Here is a 26,836-nt window from a genome sequence, read left to right as displayed (position 1 = left end):
TCGAGCGGCAGAACGCTTCGTATGACGCCGACACAGGCCAGATCTTCGGCGAGGTGGCCTATCCGATGGCGATGGGCGGCATGGCAATCGAGCCGTTCGCGGGACTCGCTTATGTGTCCATCGACGGCGAGAACTTCCGCGAGCATGGCGGGGCGCTGGCGAGCTTGCGCGGCAGCACGGACCAAGATGTCGGTTACTCGACCTTGGGCCTGCGCGCCGCCACGACGATGCATTGGGGCGCCATGCTGGTCACGCCGCATGTCTCCGCTGCCTGGCAGCACGCGTTTGACGATGTTACCCCCGGTGCCGCGCTTGCTTTCGCGACGACCGGGATCGGCTTCGCCATCGACGGCGTGCCGCTTGCCGAGGACTCCGCGCTGGTCGACGCGGGCCTCGACTTCGCACTTGGGCAGCGCACGACAGCCGGCGTGTCCTACTCCGGCCAATTCGGCGACGGGGTCACCGACAACGCCGTCAAGGGCCGCTTCACCTGGCTGTTCTGATCGGGGTTCAGAAATCAGAAATCAGAAATCAGAAGTCAGAAGTCAGACGTGCCCAATCTTCAATCTGACTTCTGATCACTGACTTCTGATTCCTGTGACGGCTACTGCCGCAGGCGGCAGAGCGGCGACGCGCTTGTGTCCTCCGGGCACAGCCGTGTAACGCTCAGTCCCAACGGCTTTAGCGCTCAGTCCAAAAGCCGCGATCCCTGTGTATCCCACCAGCAACAACGCGCGAGAATCCCTCCAATTTCTCAGCCACACATCTCGTGTGGGATTGTCCGACTCTCGTCCGTGTACGACAGTCGGAGCCTGACGAAGCTGGATTGGCGCCCACGTGCGACACAGGCGCCCCCGGGGGGTGGGGTTGGACGCAAAGTCGTTGCGCCGGCGTGTATTGCTGACGAGCACGATGCTCGTGGGCGCGCTGACCTATGGCGGCCGCGCCTACGGGCAGGGCTGCGTGAATGTCGGCGGCTCCACCTTCGAGTGCTCCGACAGCGTGCTCACCCAACAGAGCGTCATTGCCAACAACGCCGAGGTCATCGCCCTCTATGGCTTCAGCGTCGATACCGGTGACCCTCGCGCCCTCAGCATCACCGGCGACGGCGCCCTGTCCTATTTCGACGAGTATGCTTCGAGCCTGACCGCAGCGAACACCGCCCTCTATATCCGCTCCGGGGCCGACATCCCGGCCGGGAACCAGGGCAGCGTGACGGTCGACACCGACGGCAATCTGACCGGCGGCAGTTCCGGCATTTATGCCCTCAATGCCGGTAGCGGAGCGCTGAGCATCACCGCTAATGGCGACTTCGTCGTGGGCACCGGTTTCTTCGGTATCTTTGCACTGAACGGCGACTTCATCATGCCCGCTGGTAGCGCTCTTACCGTCACCACCGGCCCCGGTACCGCGGTCACCGGCGGTCTCCGCGGCATTTATGCCAGCAACTTTGGCAGCGGCGCGCTGGAGGTCACCGCCAATGGCGATGTCGAGGGCACGGTCTTGACCGGCATCTTTGCTCAGAACGGCGGCACCGGCACACAAGCTGGGACCGCTGTTACCGTCACCACCGGCCTCGGCACCCTGGTCACCGGCGGCACCCACGGCATTTTCGCCCGCAACTATGGCAGCGGGGCAACCAGCGTCACGGCCAATGGCGATGTCGAGGGCATGGCCTTGACTGGCATCTACGCTCAGAACGGCACGAGCATTGTCGCCGCCGGCACCGACCTCACCGTCACCACCGGCCTCGGCACCAGTGTCACCGGCGGTACCTACGGCATTGCCGCCCGCAACTATGGCAGCGGGGCAACCAGCGTCACCGCCAACGGCGACGTCTACGGCACGGCCACTATCGGCATCTTCGCTCTGAACGGCAACGGCGGCGCACCCGCCGGGACCGCTCTGACCGTCACCACCGGCCTCGGCACCGCGGTCACCGGCGGTACCCACGGCATTTTCGCCCTCAACTATGGCAGCGGGGCAACCAGCGTCACGGCCAATGGCTATGTCACCGGCATTTCCGCGGACGGCATCTATGCGGTGAACGAGGGCACAAGCCTCACGATCACGACCGGCGCGGGGAGCGACGTCCTTGGCGACATTCGCGGCATCTTTGCCGGCAATGACGGCAGCGGCGCGCTGACCGTCACCGCCAATGGCGATGTTGAGGGCACCGGCTCCAGGGGCATCTTTGCACGGAACGGCACGAACCTCGCCCCCGCCGGCACCGACCTCACCGTCACCACCGGCCTCGGCACCAGTGTCACCGGCGGTTCCTATGGCATCTACACCCTCAATAACGGCAGCGGGGCGCTGAGCGTCACCGCCAATGGCGATGTCGAGGGCACGGCCACCATCGGCATCTTCGCTCTGAACGGCGACGGCGGCGCACCCGCCGGGACCGCTCTGACCGTCACCACCGGCCTCGGCACCGCGGTCACCGGCGGTACCCACGGCATTTTCGCCCACAACTTCGGCAGCGGGGCAACCAGCGTCACGGCCAATGGCTATGTCACCGGCATTTCCGCGGACGGCATCTATGTGGTGAACGAGGGCACAAGCCTCACGATCACGACGGGCGCGGGCAGCGACGTCCTTGGCGACATTCGCGGCATCTTTGCCCGCAATGCCGGCAACGGCGCGCTGAACGTCACCGCCAACGGCGATGTCACCGGCATCTCTATGAACGGCATCAATGCGGTGAACGAGGCGGGCACCACGTCCCTCAGCGTCAGGACCGGCGCCGGCAGCTATGTCCTCGGGAACGACTACGGCATCTTTGCCGCTAATGCCGGCAGCGGGGCGCTGACCGTCACTGCCAACGGCGATGTTAGGGGCAACCTGAGCGATGGCATCCGTGCGGAAAACCTCGCCGCTTCCACCGGCGATCTCAGCGTGACCACCCGCGCCGGCACGAGTGTCACCGGCGGAGATTCCGGCATCTTTGCCTTCAACTCTGGCACGGGCGCGCTGACCGTCACCGCCAATGGCGATGTCACCGGCGGCACCTGCGGCATAAGTGCCCGCAACTACGGCGAAGGCGCGCTGACCCTCATCGCCCGTGGCAATGTCACCGGCACCAATGACACCGGCATCTTTGCGCGGAACGACGCCGCCAGCACCGGCCCACTCAGCATCACCACCGAGGGCGTCACGGGCGCCAATTTCGGCATTCTTGCCGGCCAGTACGGCAACGCGGCGTTCTCCCTTACCACGAACGGCGATGTCGCCGGCGGCATTGACGGCATCCGGGCCACCAGCACAAGCGGCCAAGCGTTCACCATCACCGTGAGGGGCGACGTCACGGGCGGCGCTGGTGACGGCATCTACGCCTACAACCTCAGCGGCCCGGTCACGATTAATGTGGAAGCCGGGGGCCGTGTGACGAGCAACGGCGTTGGCGCCGGCAATTTCGCCATCGATATCATGGAGGGCCGGGGCAACGTCACTGTGGCGGGCACGGTGAACGGCGGCGGCGGCGGCGGCGGGGCGATCTCGTTCGACCAGTGCTGCGGCAGCGCCAGGCTCGAGCTGCATCCCGGCGCCGTTATCAACGGGCTCGTCCTCACCGGGCTGCCCGGCAACAACCGTTTCGTGCTCGGCGGCAATGGCGCGGCGAGCTTCGATGTGTCGAGCATCGGCCCGGCGGCGCAATATCGCGGCTTCGATACCTTCACGAAGCAAGACGGGAGCGAGTGGACCCTGACCGGGACCAACACGACCATTCCGGAATTCACGGTCAATGGCGGCGAGCTGTTCGTCAATGGGAGCCTGCCCAACACCGAATTCATGGTGAACGGCGGCACGCTCGGTGGCACCGGCACGGTGGGGACGACGACCATCGGCGGCGGCGGCATTTTTGCGCCCGGCAATTCGATCGGCACGATGACGGTGAACGGGGCTTTCACGCTCCAGGCCGGCGCGGTCTACGAGGTGGAGGTCAACGCGCAAGGCCAGGGCGACCAGGTGATCGTGAGGGGCACGGTCAATCTCACCGGCTCGGTGCTGCGGGTGCTGGCCGCGAACGGCAATTACAATCTCACGACCGAATATCTCATCGTCGACAATGACGGCAACGACAGGGTCAAGGGCAGGTTCGCCGAGACCACCACCAATCTCGCCTTCCTCACGCCGAGCGTCGATTACAAGGGTGGCGACGGCAACGATGTGGTGTTGACCTTGTTACGCACGGTTGGACCTGGGCCTGGGCCGGGCCCGATCAGCTTCTGCTCGGTGGCGCTGACGAGCAACCAATGCAATGTGGGCTTGGCGCTCGACCAGTTCCCCACGACCAACGCGCTGTTCCTCGCGGTCTTGAATCAAACTGTGGAAGGCGCGCGGATGGCGTTCGACGCGCTGTCGGGCGAGATCCACGCGACCCTCTCGGGCGTGCTCGCCGACGACAGCCGCTATGTGCGCGAGGCAATCCTTGGGCGGCTGATGCAGGCGAACGCGACCGGCGGCGGCAATACGCAAGTCGCGTCGCTGGCGGCGGCAGGACCGCAGGTGGCGAGCCTCGATGCGAGCGCGATGACGCTTGGCACTGATAGGTCATTCGGTAGTGCGTCCGCGCCTTACGGGCAACCGCTCGCCTTCTGGACGCGGGCCTATGGCGCCTGGGGCGATTTCGACGGCGACGGCAACGCGGCGACTGCGGACCGCGATCTCGGCGGCTTCGTGTCCGGCATGGATGCACAAGTTTCAGGTTCGTGGCGAGTAGGCCTCGCCACCGGCGCCTCGTTCGCTAATGTCGACGTCAGTGAGCGCTACAGCACCGCCGATGTGGAGAGCTTCCTGCTTGCCGGCTATCTCGGTGGCATGGCGGGGCCGCTTGCGCTCAGGGGCGGCGGGGCCTTCGCGTGGAACGATATCGACACGTCCCGCGCCGTGATCTTCCCGGGCTTCTTCGAGCGGCAGAACGCTTCGTATGACGCCGACACAGGCCAGATCTTCGGCGAGGTGGCCTATCCGATGGCGATGGGCGGCATGGCAATCGAGCCGTTCGCGGGACTCGCTTATGTGTCCATCGATGGCGAGAACTTCCGCGAGCATGGCGGGGCGCTGGCGAGCTTGCGCGGCAGCACGGACCAAGATGTCGGTTACTCGACCCTTGGCTTGCGCGCCGCCACGACCATGCATTGGGGCTCGATGCTGGTCACGCCGCATGTCTCCGCCGCGTGGCAGCACGCGTTTGACGATGTTACCCCCGGTGCCGCGCTTGCCTTCGCGACAACCGGCATCGGCTTCGCCATCGAGGGCGTGCCGCTCGCTGAGGACACGGCGCTGGTCGACGCGGGCCTCGACTTCGCGCTTGGCACCAACACCACCGCCGGCGTGTCCTACTCGGGCCAGTTCGGCGACGGCGTCACCGACAACGCCGTCAAGGGCCGGGTCACCTGGCTGTTCTGATCAGCTTGTAGACCGGATGGAGCGAAGCGAAATCCGGGAGCGGTTGACAGGCTGCCCCGGGTTCCGCTGCGCTTCACCCGGGCTACCACTTACTGACTTCTGATTCCTGGTGGTAAGATGCACACATGGACCTTGACGACATCGCCCCGCCGCCGAAGAAGAAGACCCACGAGCTCGGCCAGGACCTCTCCAAGCACTCGGTCGCCGAGCTCGAGGCGCTGATCGCCACCCTCAAGGAGGAGATCGCGCGGGTCGAGCAGGTGCTCGGCGCCAAGCAGTCGTCGAAGAGCGCGGCGGAGGCGGCGTTCAAGCGCTGAAAATCGCACGCGTGACGCGGCGGGAAATTCAGCGCGCCAAATCGTCCGCCATTCGCGCCAATTCGCCCGTCAATTGCGCCAATCCCCCGCCAATCGCGCCACATCGCGCGCCACGATGCGCCGCCTTTTCGCGGCTACCGATCCTTTAGGTAAATCGGCCCTTAGCGTTAACCCGTTGTTAGGACTTCGCTTGTAGGGTCAGCGTTATCCAGTCCTCTGGATCTGAGTGGCCTGTTCCACTCTGTTTGACGCCTCCCTGTTAACTTCCTGAGCCGCCGCTTGGCGGCTCTTTTTTTGGCCGGATTCGAGGCGTTTAACCTTTGTTACTCGAAGGCGACGACAGAGCCTCCGCATGGCATACTATGCCGCCGGCACGGGTGTGACGGGGAGTGGGGTAATGGCGGGGAAGTCGAAGAACGATGAGCGCGAGGGCGTGACCGTCTCGTTCGGCGCGAAATTCGCGCGCTCCGATCAGTTCAAGACCGTATTCCGCGAAGGCATGGCGCTGGTCGAGGCCGCGGCCGCCTATCTCGACGGCGACGGCCGCAAAGAGGCCCGCAAGCTCCGCCCGCCGCATTCGCTCGCCTACGCCACGGAAAGCATGCGGCTGACGACGCGGTTAATGCAGCTTGCGTCTTGGCTATTGATAAGGCGTGCGGTGAGCGAGGGGGAATTGACCCCCGAGCAGGCCATCGAGGAGCAGCGCAAGATCAAGCTGCCAGCCATGGGCGCGGAGCCGAGCCGGGACCTCGGCGTGCTGCCGGAGCGCTTGCGCGACCTCATCGAACAGAGCGTCAAGCTTCAGGAGCGGGTCATCCGCCTCGATCAGATGCTCGATTTCAATCAGCCGCCCGTGGCCGGCGAGGGCCTCCATCCCTTGAGCACGCAGCTGTCGCGCTTGAGGGAAGCGTTCGGCCCCGACGCCAAGTAGCCAACGCTTATTTCAGGAAACCTTCGTATTTCCGCTTGAAGCGGGTCAGACGGCCGCCACGGTCGATCAAATGCTGCCCCCCGCCGGTCCAGGCCGGGTGGGTCTTGGGATCGATGTCGAGCTTCAAGGTGTCGCCCTCGGCCCCATAGGTCGAATAGGTGACGAACTCGGTGCCGTCGGTCATCACCACGTTGATGCGGTGGTAATCGGGGTGGATGTCCTTCTTCATGGCGTTAGCCTTGTAAATCCCGCGGGTTTGGTTGAGCGGAGCCTATACTGGAACTGGGCCGGCGGCACAAGACTGCGCCGGAAAGGCGCGGCACAAAGCCTTTGCGCCCGGGTCCCGGGCCCTTAAAGTCGGCCAACTGCAAAGTCTAGCTGGGCATTTCTGGTGCAACGCGTAAGCGACATTTCGGACCGCCACGGCCGGCAGAACTCCGTCCCGGTGGAGCCTGAGGGGGCGAAGGCGAGGCGCGTCTCCTTGCGCCCGCTGCTCGGTCTCAGGCCTTACCTTCTGCGCCACAAGGGCATGCTGGCGGCTGCGTTTCTCGCGCTGGTCGTCTCGGCGATCGCCACGCTCGCCGTTCCTCTTGCCGTGCGGCGCATGATCGATCTCGGCTTCTCCGGGATCGAGCCGGACTTGATCGACACCTACTTTTTCACCCTGATCGGCGTTGGCGTCATCCTCGCGGTGGCGAGCGCCGCGCGCTTCTATTGCGTGAATTGGCTCGGCGAGCGCGTGGTCGCCGATATCCGCAGCGACGTGTTCAAGCACCTGACGGGCTTGAGCCCCGCATTCTACGAGGTGGCACATTCTGGCGAGGTGATGTCGCGCCTCACCGCCGACACGACGCAAGTCAAGGCCGCCGCCGGTACGGCGATCTCCCAAGCCATCCGCAACACGCTTCTGCTAGTTGGCGCCGTCATCATGATGGTGGTGACGAGCACCAAGCTGTCGCTCGCCGTGTTGATCGCCATTCCCATCATCGTGCTGCCGCTGGTGGCCTATGGCCGCTCGGTCAGGGCGCTGTCGCGCCACGCGCAAGACACCTTGGCGCAGGCGTCGGCTTACGCGAGCGAGAGCCTCGGGCAGGTGAAGGTGCTCCAGGCCTTCACCCATGAAGCCGCGACCGCGGCGCGGTTCGCGGCGGCGGTCGACCGGTCGTTCGACGCGGCCAGAGCGCGGGCAAAGGCGCGCGCCGGGCTGACCGCCATCGCCATCTTCCTCGTGTTCGCGACCGTCGTTGGCGTGTTGTGGTACGGCGCGCAGGATGTGCTGTCCGGCGCCATGACCGGCGGCAGGCTGGGCCAGTTCGTGCTTTATGCGGTGCTCGCCGCCGCCGCGGTCGGCAGCTTGAGCGAAGTGTGGGGCGAGGTGGCCCAAGCCGCCGGCGCGGCGGAGCGGCTTGGCGAGTTGCTCACGGTGCAATCTCACATCAAGTCACCGGCGCACCCCAAGGCGTTGCCGGAGCCGCCGCGCGGCGAGATTGCCTTCCGGGATGTTTCGTTCACCTATCCCTTGCGCCCCGAGATGAGCGCGCTCGACGAGGTCCGTTTCCAAGTCAAGCCGGGAGAGCGGGTGGCACTGGTGGGCCCCTCAGGGGCCGGCAAGACCACGGTAATCGCGCTTCTGCTCCGGTTCTACGATCCGACGTCCGGCCGGGTCGAGGTCGACGGCGTTCCGGTGGACGAGGCGGACCTTCAGGCGCTCAGGTCGCGGTTCGCCGTGGTGCCGCAAGAGACGGCGCTATTCGCCGACACGATTGCCGCCAACATTGCCTATGGCGCGGAAGGTGCGAGCCGGCGCGATATCGAGGAAGCAGCCAAGGCGGCGTTCGCCGATGAGTTCATCGAGACGCTGCCGCGGGGCTACGATACGATGTTAGGGGAGGGCGGTGTCACGCTCTCGGCAGGACAGCGCCAGCGCATCGCCATCGCCCGCGCGGTGCTGCGCAATGCGCCGGTCCTCCTGCTCGACGAGGCAACGAGCGCGCTCGACGCCAAGAGCGAAACCTTGGTGCAGAAGGCGCTCGACAAGATCATGGAGGGACGCACCACCTTGGTCATTGCCCATCGCCTCTCCACCGTGGTCCGCGCCGACCGCATCCTCGTGTTCGACCGCGGGGGCTTGGTCGAGGAGGGGACGCATCAGACCCTGCTCCGCAAAGGCGGCGTCTATGCCCGCCTCGCCGAGCTTCAATTCGCCCCGGATGCGGCGGAGTAGCTTTCCGCAGAAATTCACGCGGTCATTGCCGGGTTGTTGATCCGCGACGGTGGTGAGTTCCGGATCAAGTCGGGATTGACGCCTAAATGGATCGCAGGTCGGTGTTATAAGACCTGAATGAGCGGAAGCGATCCATCGAGAGCGCTACTTGAGCGGCTTGGAGACGTGCTCCGCAGCGCGAGTAAGTTCGCATCTCTTGCTCAGGATAGCGAAAGTACGGCCATAATGCCGCGTCAAAGCGACCCTGTCGTCCGGGTTCTTCTCGATCACGTGTTCGATACGTCGCAACTTCAGGATGCCGCGAGCTATGGCGTCAAGGATGTCGTTGTTTTCGTTTCTTGGACTAAGGCTGCAGAGAGGATCGGGAATACCTATTTTCGGGCGGGCTCCATATCGGTCACCAATCCGGACGCGCGAGTTCGTCTGGGCGATAGGAACGTCGTCCGGTTCGCCTCAGAAATAGGACGTTCCTTGGATGCGGTACTGCGTCTCGCAACGCTGATTGCTGATGTAACCAGTGCAGCGTTGGCGAATGAGTCGGACGAGGAAAGATATAATCAGCTGATTCGGGGGACGGGCTGGTTTGACACGCAATACAAGCTCAGTACGACCATAAAGCGTACGCTTTGCTGTCTCGTGATCGACGATCTACCAAGGGGCTGGGTGCACGAACGCATAGCGGTTCTTGCTGAAGTCGCGCCGCGCGTGGTGCGGCATCTCGACGACAGCGATGTGGGCTTTGTCCGTGCTTTCGCCAAGGCTGCCTTCAGCGGGCTCAAGGATGCGACCGGCAAGGAGGCGCTCGCCGCGATCGGCGCTTTCCATCAGGACTGACCTAGCGCTCAGTCAGCTTCAGTTCGATGCGGCGGTTCTTGGCCAATGCCTCGTCGCTCGTGGTGGCGTCGATCGGCTGGAACTCGCCGAAGCCGGCCGCCACGAGATGCTCCGGCGAGATGCCCTGTTGCATGAGGTAGCGCACGACGGAGATGGACCGCGCGCTCGACAGCTCCCAGTTCGAGGGAAACTGGGGCGTGACGATCGGGTTGATGTCGGTGTGTCCGTCGACCCGCATCACCCAAGCAATGTCAGAAGGAATCTTCGTCTCGATGTCCTTGAGTGCCGCGGCGAGCTTGTCGAGCTGAGGCAAGGCCTCAGGCTTGAGGTCCGCAGAGCCCGTGTCGAACAGCACGTCCGAAGGGAACAGGAAGCGGTCGCCGACCACCTGGAAGTCCTCGCGGGTCCCTAAGGCCTCGCGCAATTTGCCAAAGAAATCCGAGCGGTAGCGGGCAAGCTCCTGCACCTTCCTGGCCAGCGCCACGTTCAGCCGCTGGCCGAGATCGGCGATCTTCGCCTGGCTCTCCTTGTCCTTCGCCTCGGAGGCTTCGAGTGCCTCATTCAAGGCAGCAAGCTGGAGCCTGAGCGCCGCCAGCTGTTGGTTCAGCAGCTCGACCTTGGCGAGCGCATCGTCGGTGATCTTCCTCTGCTCGTCGAGCTTGGTACCGAGGGCCGCCGCGCGATCCTCGGCGCCTTCCGTCTGGCCGCTCGCTTCGCCGAGGAGGCCGGTAAGGCGCTGGGTCTCCTTGTCCTTGTCCATCAGAGTCGCCTGCAGCGCGGCGAGGTTATCCTCGGCGGACTCGCCCTTGGAGCGCTCGAGCGCCAGGAGCTCGGTCAGCTCGGACAGCTGACGGTTGAGGCGCGACAGCATGGTGTCCTTGCCGCTCGCGGCCTGGGTGATGATGTAATTGGTGACCATGAACAGGGCCATGAGGAAGATCACCACCAGCAGCAAGGTGGAGAGCATGTCCACAAAGCCGGGCCAATAGTTGGGCGTATATTGCCGGCGGCGTGCGCGAGCGAGCGCCATGATCAGCTTCCTTCGCGGGCCGGCACTTTGGGCGGCTTGCCACTAATCTGTCGGAGCACGGCGGCGAGCTCATGCTGCTGCTGGGCCTGCTCATCGGCCCATTCGCGCACGACCTTCTGCTCGGCGCGCATCTGCCTGATCAGCTTGTCGACGCCCTGGGAGAGATCCTTCACCGCATCGCCGGTCGTGTCGGTCAACATCTTTTGCTCGACCTTCTCGTTCAAGTCGGAGAGCGAGCGCTGCATGTCGAGCAGGGCGAAGCGGAGTTGCGGCGGTACATCTTTGGCGCCGGCGTCGGCCAATTGCAGCTCGGTGATGTTGGAGAGCCAGTCCTCGAGCTCGTTGTAGAAGCGGCTTTGGGCATGGCCAGCTTGCAGGTCGAGGAAGCCCAGGATCAACGAGCCGGCAAGTCCGAACAGCGAGCTCGAGAAGGCGATGCCCATGCCGCTCAGGGGGCCGGCAAGCCCCTCCTTCAGCTGATCGAACAGCATGACGTTCTCGCCGCCCGTGGTGTCGAGCGCCCCGATGGTGGTGCCGACCGAGCTCACGGTTTGCAGCAGGCCCCAGAAGGTACCCAGCAGGCCGAGAAAGACGAGGAGGCCGACAAGGTATCGGGTCGTCTCGCGCTGCTCGTCGAGCCGCGAGGCGACGGAGTCGAGCAGCGTCCGCATGGAGCCGGTCGCAAGCGAAAGATGTCCGGCGCGGTCGCGTAGCATGGTGGCCATCGGCGCGAGCAGCACGGGCTGCTTCTCCACGGCGATGCCTGGATCGGAGATGCGGAAATTGTTGACCCAGTTGATCTCGGGATAGAGCCGGAGCACCTGGCGGAAGGCATAGACGATGCCGACAAGGAGCACGCCGATGATCAGCGCGTTCAAGCCGGGATTGGCCATGAAGCTCCGCCGCAACTGCCCGGTCTGGCCGTCGAGAATGATGGTGAGCAGCACGGCCAGGATCAGGAACAAGGACATGCGCCACAGGAAAACCTGCGGGCGCGTGAGTTTCGTCTTGTACTGCTTCGGAGCCATCTGGTGCCGTCGTTGAATCGGACGATTTGGCGTTGAGATTAGCCGAATAGTTTGACGGGCAAAACGGCAACCTCAGGGCGGAGAACTCCATATTCTCGCGCTACCCATTCTTCCGGCGGGGGCCGGGAGAGATGACGTTCCCTGGCGCGGCGCCGGACGACGCTATTTTGTGAGCGTCGCCTTGGGTGCGGCGGTCGGAGCCGTGGCGCTCATACCGGCAGCTTTCAGCAGTTTCAATAGCTTGCCGTGAATGGTCTCGTTGCCGGCGACGATGCTGCCGTCCTCCAGCATGCGCTCCTTGCCGTCCCCGTCGCTCACATAGGCCCCCGCCTCGCGCAGGATCACGATGCCGGCGGCGAGGTCCCAGGCTCGCAGGCTGCGCTCCCAGAAGCCGTCGAGACGGCCTGCGGCCGTCCAGCAGAGGTCCAGGGCTGCGGCCCCCATGCGCCGCACGCCGGCAGACGCCGCCATGACGGCGCGGAGCTCCTTGAGAAACACGTCATGGCCGGGTCGGCCGCTGTGGGGGATGCCGGTGCCGATCACCGATGCCGCAAGCTCGGTGCGCGCCGCCACCCTGAGCCGGCGGCGATCATTGAGGAAGGCGCCCTTGCCTTTCTCCGCCGTGAAGGTCTCGTGGTTGGCGGGATTGTAGACCAGCCCCGCCACCAACTCGCCGTCGCGCTCGAGCGCGATGGACACGGCAAACATGGGAATGCCGTGCAGGAAGTTCGTGGTGCCGTCGAGCGGATCGACGATCCAGCGGTGGGTGAGATCGGCGCCCTTGATCTCGCCGCGCTCTTCCATGAGGAGCCCGTAGCCTGGTCGCGCGCGGGTCAGCTCGGTGAAGAGGATCTCCTCGGCGCGGTGGTCGGCGGCGCTGACGAAGTTGGAAGGGCCCTTGAGCGAGACCTGAAGCTGCTCGACCTCGCCGAAGTCGCGCGCGAGGCTGCGTCCCGCCTTGCGGGCGGCGGCGAGCATGACGTTCATCAGAGCGGACGCAGGCATGGTTCTGTTCTATGTCATTCCGGCGCAAGCCGGAATTCAGGGCCGCTTGCTCGGAGTGAATATCTGGATACCGGCTTTCGCCGGTATGACGCTAGAGCGTCAATCGGCGCGGCGCACGTAAGTCAGCTCGTTGGTGTCGACCACGATACGCTCACCGGCTTCGACGAAAGGCGGCACGAGGACGCGGACGCCGTTCTCCAGCTTGGCCGGCTTGTACGAGGAAGCGGCCGTCTGCCCCTTCACCACGGGATCGGCCTCGACCACTTCGAGCGTAACCTGGCCGGGAAGCGTGACCCCGATGGCTCTGCCCTCGTGGCTTTCCACCGTCACGGTCATGCCGTCTTGCAGGAAGGCCGCGCGCTCTTCGAGAAAATCGCGCGGAAGCTGGATCTGATCGTAAGTGTCGGTGTCCATGAAGGTGAGCATGTCGCCCTCGGCATAGAGGTACTGGTAGTCCTTCTGCTCGAGGCGCACGCGCTCGACCGTCTCCGAGGAGCGGAAGCGCTCGTTGAGCTTGGTGCCGTCGATGGCGTTCTTCAGCTCCACCTGAGCGTAGGCCGGTCCCTTGCCGGGCTTCACGTGGCTCGTCTTCACCGCAACCCACAGAGCGCCCTTATGCTGGATGACGTTGCCGGGCCTGATCTCGTTGCCGTTGATCTTCATGGGGTGCCTTGATGTGAAGTGAGGTGGCGCCTTTAAGACGTGGGGCCCGGCCGCTGTCAAGGGGACGGCGGATTCGCACCGCTGCTACTCGGTCAGGCGTCCGGAGGTCCAGGCGTCGACCGCGCGCTCCGCTTGGACGCGCTGCTTCTTGGTTAGCTTGGACAGCATGATGTCGAGGGAGAAGTCGCTGACGCCGGCCTGGCGGGCGAGGAGGTGCCATTTGGCGGCCTGGACAGGATCGGCTTTGACCACCACGCCGTTGGCGTAGAGCCGCGCGAGCCGGTTCTGCGCCACCGGGTTGCCCTCCTCGGCCGCCAGCCGGAACAGCTTGGCGGCACGCTTCTGGTCGGCCTCGACACCGGTGCCATTGAACAGCATCACGCCGTATTCGACCTGCGCCGCGGACAATCCAGCTTCCGCCGCCTTGCCGGTCCATTCGGCGGCCTTCGCTTTGTCGATAGGGACGCCGCGGCCGAACTGGTAGAGCGCGCCGAGGTCGTATTGCGCCTGCGCGTTGCCTTGGGCGCCCGCCTTCTCCATCCATTGGGCCGCCTTGACGTCGTCCGTAGGCCGGCCCCGGCCATGCAGATAGATGAGCGCGAGGTTGTATTGCGCGGCGGAATTGCCGGCCTCGGCGGCGCGCTGGAACAGGTCGGAGGCAATGCGAAGGTCCTTCTTCACGCCGAGACCTTCGGCGACCATGAGTCCAAGCGAGAACTGGGCATTGGGATCGCCGAGATCGGCGGCATTGGCGTAGGCATCGGCCGCCTTGCCGTAGTCCTGGGCGACGCCGAGGCCGCCGGAATAGATCTCGCCCATGAGGGTATAGGCCTCCTTGGAGCCTTGCTCCGCCTCCTTTTCCGCGAGCTCCAGGGCGGTGAGGTAGCGGCCTTCGAAATAGGCCACATAGGAGGGGCTTTCGGCGGCGCGCACGGATCCTGTCCCGATCGCCAGGGCCCACAGGGCGGCAAAGGCCGTGTCCCGCACGGAAGCCATGTTCACGCGGCCCTCCGGACGGAGCGGATCGCATTATCGATGCCGGCGATGATGGTGGCGGCGCGGTCGTCCTGCCAGATTGTTCTGGAGGGGGCGACAAAATCGGCGCCGAGGCGCGCCAAGTGCGCCGCTTGCCCGGCGTCATCGACGTTCCAGGCGACGCAGGGCACGATGAAAATCTCCGACCACCAGGCAATCAGCTCCGCACACTGATCGATTCCATCGATATCGCCAGCATCGGGCCCGAACGCCACATAGTCGGCGCCCGCCTCGGCAAGGGCCATGGCGGCGTGACGGCTCAAGCCGCAACCCGCGCCAATACTTGCACTTTCCCCGAGTTGCTCGCGCGCGCCGCGATAGAGGGCCGGATCGGCCTCAAGATGAACCCCGTCGGCCCCGAGACGCTCCGCCAGCGCAATATCGTTGTCGATGAGGCAGGCGATTCCGGCTGCCTGGACTAGGTCGATCACGCGGTCAGTATTAGCGTCATCGTCCGGCCGCCCGTAGTCGCAAAGCAAAACGCATGCCGCCGTGGTGCTAGCCAGGGCTTGCGCGAGTTGAGCCTCGAGCTTCGCGGTCAGGGGCGCCGGAAGCTGCAAATAGAGCCGGCAACTAGGCTTGGCGTCAGCCATGATCAGGGGGTTTCCACGGCGTCTTCGCATTGACCAGGCATTAACAGCGTTCGTCTCAAATCACAGGCCTCGCGGCCCTGTCAATCTTTGGAACCTTCGGCGGGAGAAGATGGTTGTCGGGAGGTCGTTGACGAGAGAACATGGCGTAACCACATTCTCATCAGGCTGCCAGTTGAGACTTTAGAGTAAGCCACCTGGGGGAATTGAGGCGCCTAGTGGGGGGAGGGGCGGGTTCAATGAGTCAACCAGAGGCTTTGCAGCAGGAAACCAGACGGCTCGACGCCGCACTCGACAAGCTCGAGACCCACCTGCGGCAGGTTTTTTCTGAGGAAGACAGCGACGTTTCAGTCGCGGCCCTCAAAGAGCAAGCGCGTTTCCTGACCGATGAACGCGACCAGTTGCTTGCCGATCTCGACGCCGAGCGGAGCCGCGTGCGGCGGCTCAAGGCCGCCAACGATGAGGTCTCCGGGCGGCTTGAGGCGGTGATGGTGACGCTCAAGGATATGATGCCGGCGATGCCGAGCTGAGTTTGGCGAGGGGGGTCCTCATGGGACAAGTCAGTGTCACTCTGAATGGCCGTACTTACCGGCTCGAGTGCAGCGAAGGCGAGGAGAGCCATCTCATCGCGCTCGCCGAATATCTCGGTACGCATGTCGACACGATGCGGCGAAAGTTCGGCCAGGTGGGCGACGACCGGCTCATCCTGATGGCGTCGCTGGTGGTGGCGGACGAGCTTTGGGACCTGCGCCGCCAGGTTCAGGAGTTGAAGACCGCTCTCGCCGAGGCCCGCCGGGACAAGTCGGCGGCCGACGAGTCGGCAAGGACAGCGCAGGCGGACCTGGCAGCGCGGGTACGAGCCGCCGCGGATCGGCTCGAGCTTATCAACGAGCGGTTCACGCACGGCGGCCCAACCGGGGGTGCGGCCAACCGGCGCTAGTCGTCCAATGCGCTTTGAGTCATTATAATTCCCATTTGGCGGGCTGCGAGGTGCGTAAGGAGCACGTATTCCAGGGCCCTATAAGATCCTATGGGAGCTGACCCTGACGGGGACCGTGGTCTCCGCCACTCGGCGCCCACCTACTTTGAGTAGGGACACCCGGGATCTACGCTCCGACGGCCATCGCGGCCCTGCCACTCCCCTTCCGTTAAGCTAGCGACCTCTGCCGCAATTCTGTATGCACGGCCGGATGATGAACCTTCGGCGGCAGACCGGCGGCAAGCCATGCGCATCCTTTTCCTAGGCGACGTCGTCGGGCGGTCGGGGCGCACGGCCGTGCTGGAGAGCTTGCCGAAACTGCGCGAGCGCTACCGTGCCGACTTCGTCGTGGTGAACGGCGAGAACGCCGCCGGCGGTTTTGGGATCACCGAGGCGATTCTCCTGGAGTTGCTCGACGCCGGCGCCGACGTCGTCACGACCGGCAATCACGTCTTCGACCAACGCGAGGCGCTCATCTTTATCGAGCGTCAAGAGCGCCTGCTCAGGCCGGTCAACTACCCGCCGGGCACGCCTGGCCGCGGCGTCGGCCATTTCAAGGCGGCGAACGGCGCCGACGTGCTCGTGATCAACGTCCAAGGCCGCGTGTTCATGGCTGATCTCGACGATCCGTTCCGTGCCATCGAGCGGGAGCTGGAGGCGTGCGGGCTCAAATCGGGTGCTGATGCCGTGGTCATCGACTTCCACGCCGAGGCGACTTCGGAGAAGGAAGCCATGGGGCACTTCGTCGACGGGCGCGCAACCGCCGTGATCGGCACACACACCCACGTGCCAACGGCGGACGAGCAGATCCTAAATGGCGGCACGGCCTATATCAGCGATGCCGGCATGTGTGGGGACTTCGACTCGATTCTCGGTATGGACAAAGAGGAGCCGATCAGCCGCTTCCTCACCAAGATCGCGTCGCGAAGGTTCGCGCCCTCGCTCGGGGAGGCGACGATCTGCGGGGTCGGCATCGAGGTCGACGATGCGACGGGGCTCGCCCGCGCCATTGCGCCGCTCCGGCTCGGCGGCCGGTTGTCGCAAGCCGAGCCGGCGTTTTGGCTGACGGAGACTTAGGCCGAGCGCAGACCTGACCGCGCGCCGCTTCCGCTCGTGGATCGCCCCTGCGCCAGGATGCGCTTGAGGCAGAAGATCGCCTCGTCGAGATGGAGCAGGGCCCGGTCGGCGTCGTAGCTCTCGTCGAACAGGGCGAAGCGAGCCCTCGCCACATGATCCGCCGCCTCGGAGCAGAGTTGCGACAGGCTCAACGTGGGCATCGACCGGTCGTGCGTTTTGCCCGCCGCGTCTTTCCGTTTCGGCGCCATGCTGTCCCCCTTCCCCACGCGGAGCCCTGTTGCCGACTCCAAGCCTTTAGTTGTCGGGCCATTAGGGTTAAGGCTTCGATAAGCCGGAGGCCCTGTGGAGGCCCAAGGGGCCGGCCTTGACCGTGAAGGCCCGCAGCGACTAGGGATCAGACCATGGCAGGCCATTCGAAATTCAAGAACATCCAGTTCCGCAAGGGTGCCCAGGACAAGAAGCGCTCCAAGCTGTTCTCCAAGCTCGCGCGAGAGATCACCGCTGCGGCCAAGATGGGGCTCCCGGACCCGGCCATGAACCCGCGGCTCAGGACGGCGGTCCAGGCGGCGCGGGCCCAGAACATGCCCAAGGACAACATCGAGCGCGCCATCAAGAAGAGCCAGGAGGCGGGCGGCGCCAACTACGAGGAAGTTCGCTACGAGGGCTTCGGCGCGGGGGGCGTCGGCGTCATCGTCGAGGCGCTGACCGACAACCGCAACCGCACGGCGAGCGAGGTGCGCTCAGTGTTCACCAAGTTCGGCGGCAATTTGGGGGAGACCGGCGCGGTGTCGTTCAACTTCGACAGGCTCGGCGCCATCGAATTCGACATCGACAAGGCCACCGCCGACGAGATGCTTGAAGCCGCGATCGAGGCGGGCGGCGAGGACGTCGAGAGCGGCGAAGAAGGGCACTTCGTCTACTGCAATCCCGACGAGCTGCATCAGGTGGCGAAGGCGCTGGAATCGCGCTTCGGCGAGCCGCGCGCCATTCAGATCCTGTGGCGGCCGAAATCCGAAGTGCCGATCGACGAGGAGACCGGCCAGAAGCTGCTCCGCATGATCGACGGCCTCGAGGATCTGGACGACGTGCAGCAGGTCTACGCCAATTTCGATGTGGCCGAGGACGTGCTGCAAAAGCTGACCGCCGCGTGAGCCTGAAAGGCTGCACATGAGAGCACCCCGGCCGACGGAGAGCGCCGAGTACAAGCACCTGCACGAGCAGCCGGCCCTGCCCGGCAAGGGCGGGCTCACGCGCATCGGGCGAGCGTTCTGGAACACGATCGGCGGCTTCCGCGAGGGCTTAAGAACCGAAGCGGCCATAAAGCAGGAGGCCGCGATCACCTTGATCGCGCTGCCCGTGTCGTTCTTCGTCGCCACCAATGTGTGGACCTGGGTGGCGCTGATGGGGAGCCTGCTGCTCCTGCTCGCCGTCGAGTTCCTCAACACCGCGATCGAGCGCCTGTGCAATCACCTCCATCCCGAAAAGCACGAGGCCATCAAGGTCACCAAGGACCTCGCCTCTGCCGGCGTGTTCCTCACCATCGCGCTCGCCGCAATGGTGTGGATCGCCGCGATCCTGGCGCGGTTCGGGTTCTAAGCGACGTGTCCAACGATTGGCCACTGCGCGACACTGAGCAGGTCGTCACCGGCAACGAGAGCCTGCTCGGGCAAAAGCATTTCCTCGTGGCACTCACCCGTGTGCGCAACGAGGCGCTGCTCCTGCCCGATACGCTCGATTACCTCGCCGGCCAAGTGGACGCGATCGTCGCCTATGACGACGCGAGCACCGACGAGACGGTCGAGATCCTGCGCACGCATCCCAAGGTCGCGCTGGTCGTGGCCAATCAGGTGTGGGAGCAGGACGTCGAGGCGCGCCAGCGCGCCGAGGGGCGGCACAGAGGTCTTCTGCTCGACATGGCGCGGCGCCAGCTGCCGCATGACTGGATGCTCTGCTTCGATCCCGACGAGCGCGTGACCGGCGATATGCGCGGCTTCGTGGCAGGGCTAGGGGACGATCCCTGCGACGCGGTGCGAGTCAAGCTGTTCGACGCCTACATGACACCGGAGGATCACGCGCCGTACACCTCAGACCAGAAGCTGATGAATTTCCGAAAGTTCTACGGGCCTGAGCAGCGCGACATTCTCATGCTGTGGCGCAACCGGCCGGAGATCGGCTTTGCCGAAGGCGACGGGCGCACGCCGCGCGGCATGGGGAACACCAAGACCGACCTTTACTGCCAGCACTACGGCAAGTCGCTGTCGGTCGCCCATTGGGAAGAGACCTGCGACTACTACATCCGCCATTTCCCCTACGAGACCTATGGCGCGAAGTGGGAGGCGCGGAAGGGCAAAGGCATACACACCGAATCGGATTTCGGCCGGCCGCTCCATGAATGGGGCGAGAGCCTGTTCGCCACCGCCGTGCCGATGGATCAGTTGGCGCAATGACAGGTGGCGTCCGTGCGGAGCTCGCCAAGGAAAAAGGCGGGAGCGCGCTTGCTCCCGCCTCTTAAGAACTAGCCGTGGAGAGGCCGGCTAGCGGGGGACTTACTCGTCGTCCTCGGTGTCGTCTTCGCCGGATGCATCAGGCTCATCCGATACGGAGGGGGTGCCGTGCGGCCCCATGCCGTGATGGCCGCCGCCGTGGTGCTGCTGGAAGCGCGCACGGAGCCGCGCCTCGATCGTCTTGACCTTGTCGAGTTGCTCCGCCGTCAAGGTGGTGCGCAAAGTCGCGATGGCCTGCTTCAGCTTCTCGGCGCTGTCGGCGCGCTCGATGGCGCGGTCGGCGAAACCCTCGGCCAGTGAGAAGGGCGCAGCGGAGTCGCCGGGCCCCATGCCAGGACCCATGGGCCGCCGCTTCATGGTGGCGAGCAGCGCGTCGGTGAAGTCGCGCCACGCATCGATCTGATTGGCGCGGATGCCGATCTCCGTCTCCATCACGCCGAGCTTCATGGCGAGGTAGTCGGGGCCGTGCTTAGGCCCATGGTGCATGCCGCCGGAACCGCGCTGGCACATATGCTTGCCGCCATGCTTGCCGGACCAGGAGCCGTGGCCCGAATGCCCGCTGCCACCGTAGGCCGAAGTCACGGCGGTGAGGCCGGCGACGCTGAGCACGCACACGACGAGGAGCGGGGCGAACTTTGCAGGGAATTTCATTTGCAGCATCCTCAATGTTGGTGTCGCCCTGGTCTACCTCCGGTTCGTTGCCTTGGTTAGTCTCGGCGTGTCCGAACGTTGCCGCGGAAGCGAGTTTTGTGTCGAAACATTGCTGGCGCGGGAGGGGGCGGCCTTGGGTTACAAAAATGCACTCGTGGCCCGGCCCATGCGAGGCTAGAAGGGGACGAACCCGATGACCTCGACCAGCCCACGCATACTCGTCGTCGACGACGACCCGGAAATCCGCAAGCTCTTGGCCCGCTATGTGGAGAGCCAGGGGTTTCGCGTGCTGCTCGCCGCGAACTGCCGCGAACTGCGCGACCAGCTGGCGACACATCAGATCGACCTGATCGTCCTCGATGTGATGCTGCCGGACGGTTCGGGTCTCGACATGTGCCGCGACCTGCGGGCGCAGCGTTCGAGCGTGCCGATCATTCTGCTCACGGCGCTCAAGGAGGACGTCGACCGCATCATCGGGCTGGAGATCGGCGCCGACGACTATCTCGGCAAGCCGTTCAACCCGCGCGAGCTCATCGCCAGGGTGCGGGCGGTGCTTAGGCGTCGGGCCGAAGCCCTCCCTCCGGCGAGCGAGGCCAAGGTCTATCATTTCGAAGGCTTCACCGCCGACCCGCAAATGCGCAGGGTGACCGACCCAAAGGGAACCGACGTGGAGCTGACCGGAGCGGAATTCGATCTGCTCAAGACGTTTCTCGACCGGCCGGGCCGCGTGCTGTCGCGCGATCAATTGCTCGATCTGACGCGCGGGCGCGACGGCGACGGCTTCGACCGCTCCATCGACGTGCTGGTGAGCCGGCTCCGGTGCAAGCTCGGTGATGGCGGTCCCGCCAAGCTGCTCAAGACGGTGCGCAACGGCGGCTATCAGCTTGCCGCCAAGGTCGATATTGAGGACGCCGCGACGTGAACACGCTCCGGGTCAAGCTCGCTTTGCTCCTGGTCGTGGCCATCGTCTCGGTCGTCTTCCTGCTGACGCTCGTGCTGTATTACCTGCTCGGGCCGCCGCCCCACGCCGAGCGCGCGATCGACGGATTGGCGCAGCAGGTGGAGATGACGCTTCGCCTGAGGAGGGACGGCTTGGAAGGGGTCACCTTGGCGACGGAGCCCGCACCAGGCCGCCAATACGAACGATCGGCCGAAGCCGTGCGCGAGCTCCTGAAGGCGCGAGGCCTCGATCTCCCCGTGACGATCTCGCGCGACGGGGAACAAGCGCCGTTGATCGTCTCGGTTCCCATCGAGGATAAAGGATGGCTGTGGATGCCCACGTCGGGCATGCCGCCGCAAGGGCCGCCGTGGCGGGCGCTGTCCCGATGGCTGACGGTGATTGCCTTCGGGTCGGCGGCTGTCGCCGTATTCGCCGCCAATCGCATGGTGCGCCCGCTCGTCCTGTTGGAGAACGCCGTGGCCTCGGTGGGACCCGACGCGCTCCTGCCGGAGCTGCCCGAGCGCGGACCGGCGGAGGTACGGGCAACGGCCAAGGCCCTCAACACCCTGTCGTCGCGTTTGAAGCGCGCCATGGAAAGCCGCATGCGGCTCGTGGCGGCCGCGGGCCACGACATGCGCACGCCGATCACCCGCATGCGGCTCAGGGCGGAGTTCGTCGAAGACGAGGAGGAGCGTACGCGGTGGCTCGCCGATCTCGACGAGCTGGAGCGCATCGCCGACAGCGCCATTATGCTGGTGCGCGAGGAGACAGGCGCCGCCGCGCCGGAACTCATCCGACTCGACAAGCTCGTCGGCGATATCGCGGCGGAGCTGAAGGACCATAACCTCGACGTCGGCTGTGTGAATTTGCATGAGGTCACGGTGTGCGCGAGCCGTTTCAAGCTTAATCGCGCGCTGCGCAACCTCATGATCAACGCTGCGACCCATGGCGTTCGGGCGCGGGTCAGCGTCGACGGCGTGGGCAAGGACATGGCGCGCATCGTCATCGAGGACGATGGCCCCGGAATCCCGCCCGACATGATCGATCAGGTGTTCGAGCCATTCTTCCGCGCCGATCCGGCGCGCCGTCAGGACATCCCCGGCGCCGGTCTTGGGCTCACCATCGCCCGGGAGCTGGTGCAGCGGGCCGGCGGGAACATCAGTATCGCCAACCGGCCGGACGGCGGGCTCGTGCAGATCGTCGAGCTGCCGAGAGCCGAAGACGCGGCGGCGCCGAACTAGGCGTGCTGTGCGGCCGGAAAGCCGCGCCTTCCGTTTGGGCGCTAAGGCGATCTGCCTCCTTCCAGGGCATCATTGATCTGCCTCAGTGCGGGTGCAGAATTCGTCCGAGAGCATGAAAACGCTTCGACAAGGAGGACGCCATGGACATGACCGAGATCCACGATTATGCGCGGCGTTTCGTCGGCGCCCACGGCGAGAAGGCCGAGCTCGAGGCGGCGCAGAAGGTCGCCGAATGCGAGCGGCACGGCGACAAGAGCCAAGCGGCCGACTGGCGGCGCATCCAGGCCGCGATCAAGCAGATGCGCGGTCCCCACGTGAGTTGAGCCGTGTCGGCTGGCGCGGCGGAAACGGAGTCGGAGGCAGCAGTTTCGTCAATGCGTTGGCGATGACGCCGACCACCTGACGGAAGAGCAGCGCGACGCCTGGAAGCAGGGGCTACGCGAAGCCCAGCGCGCCTGGGTCGAGTTCAAGGAGCATGACTGCAATGGTGCGGTGCTCTACGAGTGGTGGGGCGGCGCCGGCGGCGCGATTTCTTCTTGCCTTTTGGAACATACGCAGGCGCGGACGAAGGATCTGCGGGAGCTGTATCTCGACCGGTAGTTTCGCGAACTGGGGAGGGCGCGAGAACGGCCGGCAGGCGCGGGCGCCACGGCTCGCCGCACACCAACGCCGTGCACCGCCTTACAACCAACGCCCGGGCTTCAGCCTGAAGCGGCACCATCGGCTCCGGTGTCCGAAGCACGCGCGAAGCTCGCAGGGCGACCCAGGACCATCCGTCCGATGCCGTCTGGGAAGCCGCGCGCGCGATGCGCCGAGACTTCGCGCGGGCACGGACCGCACCGGTGGTGAGAGTCCTTTGCGCCGCGCGCGCGCGCGTGGCGCTCTGCACGGTCAACTGGCCTGACACGGTTTGTACCGTCCGGCGAATCGCCCGCGCGAGAGCCCGTCCTTCGATGCGGCTTCGCGCGAGGCCGCGTGAAACTCGGTCGTGCGTCACGGAGCCGAAGGCCACGGATTTGTCGGTGAGCCACGCCAGACTGAAGCGGGCATTGCCGGCGAGGGCGCGTGAGGCGGCGACCGCCCGTGGCTGCGTCCAGGCCCAGCCGTCGGAGAGCCGCTTTCGCAGCGTGAGGGCAGCGCGTAGCGACCGGCGCTCGGCCCAAGCCCAGCCGGTTGCCGCCCTTTCGCGAACGTCCTCGGCGAGGATCGCAGCCTTGGCGCTAAGCACGATAAAGCCGGCGGAGAGATGCTTTCGGAATGCGAGACCAACCACCTCCGACGTTCGCACCGTCCAGACGAACCCGGCCGAAGCTGCCTTGAAGCCGGCGCTGGCGAGGATGACGGAGGTCCGCCACGACCATTGAAGGCCGGCGGCCGTCGCTTTCCAGGTCGCGAGCGCAAGCGCGTAGGCCCTCGGGGCCGTCCATACCGCGCAACGCCGCATGAGCCGCCAGGCAGCGAGGAGGAAGGCGGCGCTGCCCCTCAACAAGGAGAGGACAAGCCATCGCGCAAGGAACCAAGAGATCAAGATAAACTGTCTCAAAGTCCCAGCCGTGCGCCGGCGCCTCAACTCGAGCTGGTGAAGCGTCTCTTGGCGCTTAAGCCGCTGGACCCGGCGGCGCTCGGCGCGATGGTAGCCTTCGAGCCAGCTGTGATGCTGTCGCAGGTCGTCGAGGGTCGAGGCGATCAGATCCTTCGACCGGGTAATGTCGACTTGAGCGGCCTCGATCGGATCGAGGGTCTGCTCCGCACCAGACATGATGGTGCTCCCCCTTGAGATCCCACGGGTGGGCGCACCCCACACTCCCGTAAGAGCTTTGCGTAGCCTACGCCTAAATCCCTAACGCAGCGCTACAAAATCCGTTCCTCGCGCCGCCCGCGGCTCCGAGCGAGATTCGAACCAAGCCGGCTGCCTGCAAAAACTGCGTCGTCTACCGTACGGATTCCGCCCTTTGCACCGGTGCCCGACGGCGATGAAAGCACATATGCAAGACGGCTGTGGGGTTGGTGTCTAAGGAGGAAACGCACATGAAAAAATACTTCGTCGCAGGACTGCTGGTGGCCGGACTGGCAACTCCGGCCTGGGCGGCAACGGAATCGAAGTGGTTCGTGACCGTCGACACCGTCGGGAATTGCTCGGTGTCTCACGGGCCGCCAAGCGCAGGTCAGACAGCGATGCTCGAGACCGGCGGCTATGAGTCTGTGGACTTGGCCAAAAAGGCGTTGGACGAGATCCGCAACAGCGACAAGTGCAAGGGTGTCGTTGAGTAGCACCTCGTGCCGGGTGCCCGGCTTCGGCCGGGCACCTTCATTGGGCCAGTAACTCAACCTCGAGCAGGCAGCAAAGAGCGGGAAGGGCAAATAACCGGCGCCGCCCCACCTGCTGCTTCTCATCGTCGAGACGGGTGGGCCGATAGCAGCGGCAGGCGATGTTTTCGAGGCCGCCCCGGTCTCGAATTCTGATCACGCCGCGCACGCGCGCAAGGATGCCCTTGCCGACGAATGACTTGATTGCCTCGGATACGGTGGCGCGCCGAACCCCGAGGATGCGGGCCAGCAGATCGTGCGTCACGGGCAACTCGTCCCTGTCGCATCGATCCTGAGCGGTAAGCAGCCAGCGCGCCAACCGTTGAGGAAAGGAATGGCTGAGACTGCAGGCCGCCGATTGCGAACTCTCAAGAAATGCGGCGTGAAGGTCGTTGAGCAGCAGCGCTCGTAGCTGCGGCATTTCGGCCATAAAGCGGCCGACGTCATCGACACGGATCCGCACGGCGCTCCCTTCGACTTGCACGACGTGGCGAAGCGGCGTGGTGCCGAGGCCAAGTGCGCCGGGGATGCCGACCACGCCCTCGCGCCCGATTAAAAGGACCTCGACGGCATTCCCCTTGCCAGCGCTCGCCAGCACGGATACGAGCCCCTCTTCAATGAAGTAGAGGTACTCAATCGGAAGCCGCGCGTGCTGCAAAACGCGGCGCGGCACCAGCGGTACCGGCTCTAGGAAGGGTCTAAGTCTCTCGAAGTCGTGCTCATTCAGTGTTCTTAAAAGTAGATTTCGAGGACTAGCAGTATAGCTGTTCACTCTACAATCCATGGCCACTCGCGTTACTTGAAGAAATCCGAGATTGGCTTGCAACCGCTTCCCTGTGCCGCCAAGGATCAGCCGTTCCTCACCGGGCACGGGGGTTAAGATATTTGAACGCCCGCAGCTTTCAAGTGGAGTCGGATGCATCTCCCTGGGAGGAAGATACGATCGAAGGACCCCAAGCGATTTACCCCGGCAACGGGCACCGTCCGTGGCGGGTTACATCAATAATGTCGCCCATGTCCGTGGGCCGACAATCCCGTCCGGAACCAGGCCATGGTCGCGTTGGAATTGCCTGACCGCAGCCTCGGTATCGGCATCGAACGTGCCGCTCTGAGCGACCCCGACTTTCCTTTGAATCTCTTTGACGAGTGCGCCGGTATCTCCGCGTCCCAAAGTCGGCCGGCCATCGCCATCCACCGCCGGTATGACTGAAGGGCGGGGCGCGGTGCCGGCCAAGATGGCCGATACTTGCGTGCGAAACTCGGTCATGTTGAAGGTCGGGTCCGGCTTGCGGCCTTGAGGCAGGGCGTACTCCTTGTGTCCGCAGGTCATGATGGCGTTGGCTCTGATCTTTTTCAGGATCGCCGCCACGCCACGTCGATAGGCATCCATCTGCACGTCAGGCCAGGGATCGGCATTCGGTCCGCTCGTCAAACCGGTGTTCTCCGCCTCAATTCCAATGAAGCTCGTGTTGCCGGTGGCGACGCCTTGCCAGTTGCCGCGGCCCGCGTGATTGCATCGGCCGGCCGCGACGACAAAATACGTGCCGTCGCGCGCGAGGCAGAGTTGCGAGAGCGGACCGGGGAGGCCCGACCTTCCGTCCGTCACAACCCTGAGGCTCGGCATGTTCCCTGTGCGGGCGCCGGCCGTGTGATGACAGATCACACCCCGAACCGTTCCAACATCGCCCCGGCCGCGGGTTCTCCAGCCGGGTTGCTCTGCCACCCGAAGACCTGCATCGAGTAGCACCTGCGGAAGCCATGTTAGCGAGAAGGCCATCTGCATACTCCTCGGAAAGTGATGTGCGGGCTGGAGTTATCGGGCCGACGCCGATTGCCGTGCGCTGCGTCGGCTCCTTTGAGGAATCGACTCCACACCACCTTTGGCCGCCGGGAGCGCTGAGTCAGGCGTGATGTCGGTTTCGAGAAAATTGCAATCACATCCATCCACGTCATCGTCTATGTGCCGAGATGCTTGTCGTCCGGCCGGTTTTGCTTTTCTGGGCCTCGCGCTTTGCGTTGCGTTGCGAGCTGTCTTGCTTGCCGACTTTTTTGACCTTGTTGCCATCGC

At 64.9% G+C, this 26,836-nt stretch carries 28 protein-coding genes and 1 other RNA gene; 18 read left to right on the top strand and 11 right to left on the bottom strand.

Annotated features, from left to right (window positions below; translation table 11 throughout):
- From ACRECX_RS14625 to ACRECX_RS14610, 4 genes are all read left to right on the top strand, one after another.
- The coding region (locus tag ACRECX_RS14625; RefSeq protein ID WP_431559579.1) for an autotransporter outer membrane beta-barrel domain-containing protein at positions 1–503 on the top strand (503 nt) is incomplete at its 5' end.
- 364 nt (positions 504–867) lie between these two features.
- Positions 868–5,412, top strand: a complete 4,545-nt coding sequence (locus ACRECX_RS14620; protein WP_431559578.1) for an autotransporter domain-containing protein — start codon at positions 868–870, stop codon at positions 5,410–5,412.
- 125 nt (positions 5,413–5,537) lie between these two features.
- Complete coding sequence (locus ACRECX_RS14615) at positions 5,538–5,729, top strand: DUF1192 domain-containing protein (RefSeq protein ID WP_431559577.1); 192 nt, start codon at positions 5,538–5,540, stop codon at positions 5,727–5,729.
- Positions 5,730–6,126: 397 nt separating this feature from the next.
- Entirely contained in the window at positions 6,127–6,660 is a 534-nt protein-coding gene (locus ACRECX_RS14610; RefSeq protein WP_431559581.1) for a DUF1465 family protein, read from the top strand.
- A gap of 7 nt (positions 6,661–6,667) precedes the next feature.
- Here ACRECX_RS14610 and rpmE read toward each other — a convergent pair whose 3' ends face one another.
- On the bottom strand, positions 6,668–6,889 hold the full coding sequence (gene rpmE / locus ACRECX_RS14605; protein ID WP_431559576.1) for a 50S ribosomal protein L31: 222 nt from the start codon (positions 6,887–6,889) through the stop codon (positions 6,668–6,670).
- Between the two features lie 162 nt (positions 6,890–7,051).
- Between rpmE and ACRECX_RS14600 the strand changes: the two genes are divergently transcribed.
- Positions 7,052–8,884 (top strand): ABC transporter transmembrane domain-containing protein, encoded by a 1,833-nt coding sequence (locus ACRECX_RS14600; RefSeq protein WP_431559575.1) that lies wholly within the window; start codon positions 7,052–7,054, stop codon positions 8,882–8,884.
- 117 nt (positions 8,885–9,001) lie between these two features.
- Positions 9,002–9,718 (top strand): hypothetical protein, encoded by a 717-nt coding sequence (locus tag ACRECX_RS14595; RefSeq protein WP_431559574.1) that lies wholly within the window; start codon positions 9,002–9,004, stop codon positions 9,716–9,718.
- A 1-nt stretch (position 9,719) separates the two neighbouring features.
- Here the strand turns inward: ACRECX_RS14595 and ACRECX_RS14590 are convergent, their stop codons facing one another.
- From ACRECX_RS14590 to ACRECX_RS14565, 6 genes are all read right to left on the bottom strand, one after another.
- Positions 9,720–10,748: a peptidoglycan -binding protein gene (locus ACRECX_RS14590; RefSeq protein ID WP_431559573.1), complete on the bottom strand. Its 1,029-nt coding sequence runs from the start codon at positions 10,746–10,748 to the stop codon at positions 9,720–9,722.
- A gap of 2 nt (positions 10,749–10,750) precedes the next feature.
- The gene (locus tag ACRECX_RS14585) at positions 10,751–11,776 is read right to left on the bottom strand and encodes a flagellar motor protein MotA (protein ID WP_431559572.1); all 1,026 of its coding nucleotides are present in this window, start codon (positions 11,774–11,776) and stop codon (positions 10,751–10,753) included.
- Positions 11,777–11,938: 162 nt separating this feature from the next.
- The gene (locus ACRECX_RS14580; RefSeq protein ID WP_431559571.1) at positions 11,939–12,781 is read right to left on the bottom strand and encodes an inositol monophosphatase family protein; all 843 of its coding nucleotides are present in this window, start codon (positions 12,779–12,781) and stop codon (positions 11,939–11,941) included.
- A gap of 99 nt (positions 12,782–12,880) precedes the next feature.
- Positions 12,881–13,444 carry an elongation factor P gene (gene efp, locus ACRECX_RS14575; RefSeq protein ID WP_431559570.1) on the bottom strand — a complete coding sequence of 188 codons (564 nt, stop codon included), beginning with the start codon at positions 13,442–13,444 and terminating at the stop codon, positions 12,881–12,883.
- Positions 13,445–13,528: 84 nt separating this feature from the next.
- Positions 13,529–14,440, bottom strand: a complete 912-nt coding sequence (locus ACRECX_RS14570; protein WP_431559569.1) for a tetratricopeptide repeat protein — start codon at positions 14,438–14,440, stop codon at positions 13,529–13,531.
- Positions 14,441–14,442: 2 nt separating this feature from the next.
- A complete protein-coding gene (locus ACRECX_RS14565) occupies positions 14,443–15,072 on the bottom strand; it encodes a thiamine phosphate synthase (protein ID WP_431559568.1) in 630 nt (209 codons plus the stop codon).
- 254 nt (positions 15,073–15,326) lie between these two features.
- Between ACRECX_RS14565 and ACRECX_RS14560 the strand changes: the two genes are divergently transcribed.
- The 4 genes from ACRECX_RS14560 (at position 15,327) to ACRECX_RS14545 (ending at position 17,125) form a co-directional block, all read left to right on the top strand.
- Positions 15,327–15,599: a DUF4164 family protein gene (locus ACRECX_RS14560; RefSeq protein WP_431559567.1), complete on the top strand. Its 273-nt coding sequence runs from the start codon at positions 15,327–15,329 to the stop codon at positions 15,597–15,599.
- A 20-nt stretch (positions 15,600–15,619) separates the two neighbouring features.
- A complete protein-coding gene (locus ACRECX_RS14555; protein WP_431559566.1) occupies positions 15,620–16,009 on the top strand; it encodes a cell division protein ZapA in 390 nt (129 codons plus the stop codon).
- 37 nt (positions 16,010–16,046) lie between these two features.
- Positions 16,047–16,205, top strand: a non-coding RNA gene (gene ssrS, locus ACRECX_RS14550) — 6S RNA.
- Positions 16,206–16,294: 89 nt separating this feature from the next.
- Entirely contained in the window at positions 16,295–17,125 is an 831-nt protein-coding gene (locus ACRECX_RS14545; RefSeq protein WP_431559565.1) for a TIGR00282 family metallophosphoesterase, read from the top strand.
- Here the strand turns inward: ACRECX_RS14545 and ACRECX_RS14540 are convergent.
- A complete protein-coding gene (locus ACRECX_RS14540; protein ID WP_431559564.1) occupies positions 17,122–17,373 on the bottom strand; it encodes a hypothetical protein in 252 nt (83 codons plus the stop codon). The genes ACRECX_RS14545 and ACRECX_RS14540 overlap by 4 nt on opposite strands.
- Before the next feature lie 153 nt (positions 17,374–17,526).
- Between ACRECX_RS14540 and ACRECX_RS14535 the strand changes: the two genes are divergently transcribed.
- From ACRECX_RS14535 to ACRECX_RS14525, 3 genes are read left to right on the top strand one after another with little or no spacing between them, the layout of a single operon-like run.
- A complete protein-coding gene (locus ACRECX_RS14535) occupies positions 17,527–18,276 on the top strand; it encodes a YebC/PmpR family DNA-binding transcriptional regulator (RefSeq protein WP_431559563.1) in 750 nt (249 codons plus the stop codon).
- Between the two features lie 16 nt (positions 18,277–18,292).
- Positions 18,293–18,721, top strand: coding sequence for a diacylglycerol kinase (locus tag ACRECX_RS14530; protein ID WP_431559562.1), 429 nt, complete (start codon positions 18,293–18,295; stop codon positions 18,719–18,721).
- A 5-nt stretch (positions 18,722–18,726) separates the two neighbouring features.
- Positions 18,727–19,572, top strand: a complete 846-nt coding sequence (locus tag ACRECX_RS14525) for a glycosyltransferase family 2 protein (RefSeq protein WP_431559561.1) — start codon at positions 18,727–18,729, stop codon at positions 19,570–19,572.
- A 99-nt stretch (positions 19,573–19,671) separates the two neighbouring features.
- Here the strand turns inward: ACRECX_RS14525 and ACRECX_RS14520 are convergent, their stop codons facing one another.
- Positions 19,672–20,280, bottom strand: coding sequence for a hypothetical protein (locus tag ACRECX_RS14520; protein WP_431559560.1), 609 nt, complete (start codon positions 20,278–20,280; stop codon positions 19,672–19,674).
- 193 nt (positions 20,281–20,473) lie between these two features.
- Here ACRECX_RS14520 and ACRECX_RS14515 point away from each other — a divergent pair, with 193 nt between their 5' ends.
- The 5 genes from ACRECX_RS14515 (at position 20,474) to ACRECX_RS14495 (ending at position 24,732) form a co-directional block, all read left to right on the top strand.
- Positions 20,474–21,202, top strand: coding sequence for a response regulator (locus tag ACRECX_RS14515; RefSeq protein WP_431559559.1), 729 nt, complete (start codon positions 20,474–20,476; stop codon positions 21,200–21,202).
- Complete coding sequence (locus tag ACRECX_RS14510; RefSeq protein ID WP_431559558.1) at positions 21,199–22,461, top strand: ATP-binding protein; 1,263 nt, start codon at positions 21,199–21,201, stop codon at positions 22,459–22,461. The genes ACRECX_RS14515 and ACRECX_RS14510 overlap by 4 nt, the downstream gene beginning before the upstream one ends.
- 140 nt (positions 22,462–22,601) lie before the next feature.
- Complete coding sequence (locus ACRECX_RS14505; RefSeq protein WP_431559557.1) at positions 22,602–22,784, top strand: hypothetical protein; 183 nt, start codon at positions 22,602–22,604, stop codon at positions 22,782–22,784.
- Between the two features lie 10 nt (positions 22,785–22,794).
- Positions 22,795–23,061, top strand: a complete 267-nt coding sequence (locus ACRECX_RS14500; RefSeq protein WP_431559580.1) for a lysozyme inhibitor LprI family protein — start codon at positions 22,795–22,797, stop codon at positions 23,059–23,061.
- Positions 23,062–24,489: 1,428 nt separating this feature from the next.
- Positions 24,490–24,732 (top strand): hypothetical protein, encoded by a 243-nt coding sequence (locus ACRECX_RS14495; RefSeq protein ID WP_431559556.1) that lies wholly within the window; start codon positions 24,490–24,492, stop codon positions 24,730–24,732.
- 37 nt (positions 24,733–24,769) lie between these two features.
- On the opposite strand, the gene ACRECX_RS14490 is transcribed toward ACRECX_RS14495, so the two are convergent.
- Positions 24,770–25,441: a Crp/Fnr family transcriptional regulator gene (locus ACRECX_RS14490; protein WP_431559555.1), complete on the bottom strand. Its 672-nt coding sequence runs from the start codon at positions 25,439–25,441 to the stop codon at positions 24,770–24,772.
- Between the two features lie 321 nt (positions 25,442–25,762).
- Positions 25,763–26,545, bottom strand: a complete 783-nt coding sequence (locus ACRECX_RS14485) for a peptidoglycan recognition protein family protein (protein WP_431559554.1) — start codon at positions 26,543–26,545, stop codon at positions 25,763–25,765.
- Between the last annotated feature and the right edge of the window lie 291 nt (positions 26,546–26,836).

The organism is Methyloceanibacter sp. (assembly GCF_050726195.1).
GTDB lineage: Bacteria > Pseudomonadota > Alphaproteobacteria > Rhizobiales > Methyloligellaceae > Methyloceanibacter.
The sequence above is the reverse complement of the archived record's forward strand: the minus strand, read 5'-3'. Positions and strand labels throughout refer to the sequence as shown.

Coding starts and splice junctions, on each gene's coding strand:
- ACRECX_RS14615 (WP_431559577.1), top strand. CDS start 5,538: ATGGACCTTGACGACATCGCCCCGCCGCCGAAGAAGAAGACCCACGAG.
- ACRECX_RS14610 (WP_431559581.1), top strand. CDS start 6,127: ATGGCGGGGAAGTCGAAGAACGATGAGCGCGAGGGCGTGACCGTCTCG.
- rpmE (WP_431559576.1), bottom strand. CDS start 6,889: ATGAAGAAGGACATCCACCCCGATTACCACCGCATCAACGTGGTGATG.
- ACRECX_RS14595 (WP_431559574.1), top strand. CDS start 9,002: ATGAGCGGAAGCGATCCATCGAGAGCGCTACTTGAGCGGCTTGGAGAC.
- ACRECX_RS14590 (WP_431559573.1), bottom strand. CDS start 10,748: ATGGCGCTCGCTCGCGCACGCCGCCGGCAATATACGCCCAACTATTGG.
- ACRECX_RS14585 (WP_431559572.1), bottom strand. CDS start 11,776: ATGGCTCCGAAGCAGTACAAGACGAAACTCACGCGCCCGCAGGTTTTC.
- ACRECX_RS14580 (WP_431559571.1), bottom strand. CDS start 12,781: ATGCCTGCGTCCGCTCTGATGAACGTCATGCTCGCCGCCGCCCGCAAG.
- efp (WP_431559570.1), bottom strand. CDS start 13,444: ATGAAGATCAACGGCAACGAGATCAGGCCCGGCAACGTCATCCAGCAT.
- ACRECX_RS14570 (WP_431559569.1), bottom strand. CDS start 14,440: ATGGCTTCCGTGCGGGACACGGCCTTTGCCGCCCTGTGGGCCCTGGCG.
- ACRECX_RS14565 (WP_431559568.1), bottom strand. CDS start 15,072: ATGGCTGACGCCAAGCCTAGTTGCCGGCTCTATTTGCAGCTTCCGGCG.
- ACRECX_RS14555 (WP_431559566.1), top strand. CDS start 15,620: ATGGGACAAGTCAGTGTCACTCTGAATGGCCGTACTTACCGGCTCGAG.
- ACRECX_RS14545 (WP_431559565.1), top strand. CDS start 16,295: ATGCGCATCCTTTTCCTAGGCGACGTCGTCGGGCGGTCGGGGCGCACG.
- ACRECX_RS14540 (WP_431559564.1), bottom strand. CDS start 17,373: ATGGCGCCGAAACGGAAAGACGCGGCGGGCAAAACGCACGACCGGTCG.
- ACRECX_RS14535 (WP_431559563.1), top strand. CDS start 17,527: ATGGCAGGCCATTCGAAATTCAAGAACATCCAGTTCCGCAAGGGTGCC.
- ACRECX_RS14530 (WP_431559562.1), top strand. CDS start 18,293: ATGAGAGCACCCCGGCCGACGGAGAGCGCCGAGTACAAGCACCTGCAC.
- ACRECX_RS14520 (WP_431559560.1), bottom strand. CDS start 20,280: ATGAAATTCCCTGCAAAGTTCGCCCCGCTCCTCGTCGTGTGCGTGCTC.
- ACRECX_RS14515 (WP_431559559.1), top strand. CDS start 20,474: ATGACCTCGACCAGCCCACGCATACTCGTCGTCGACGACGACCCGGAA.
- ACRECX_RS14505 (WP_431559557.1), top strand. CDS start 22,602: ATGGACATGACCGAGATCCACGATTATGCGCGGCGTTTCGTCGGCGCC.
- ACRECX_RS14495 (WP_431559556.1), top strand. CDS start 24,490: ATGAAAAAATACTTCGTCGCAGGACTGCTGGTGGCCGGACTGGCAACT.
- ACRECX_RS14485 (WP_431559554.1), bottom strand. CDS start 26,545: ATGGCCTTCTCGCTAACATGGCTTCCGCAGGTGCTACTCGATGCAGGT.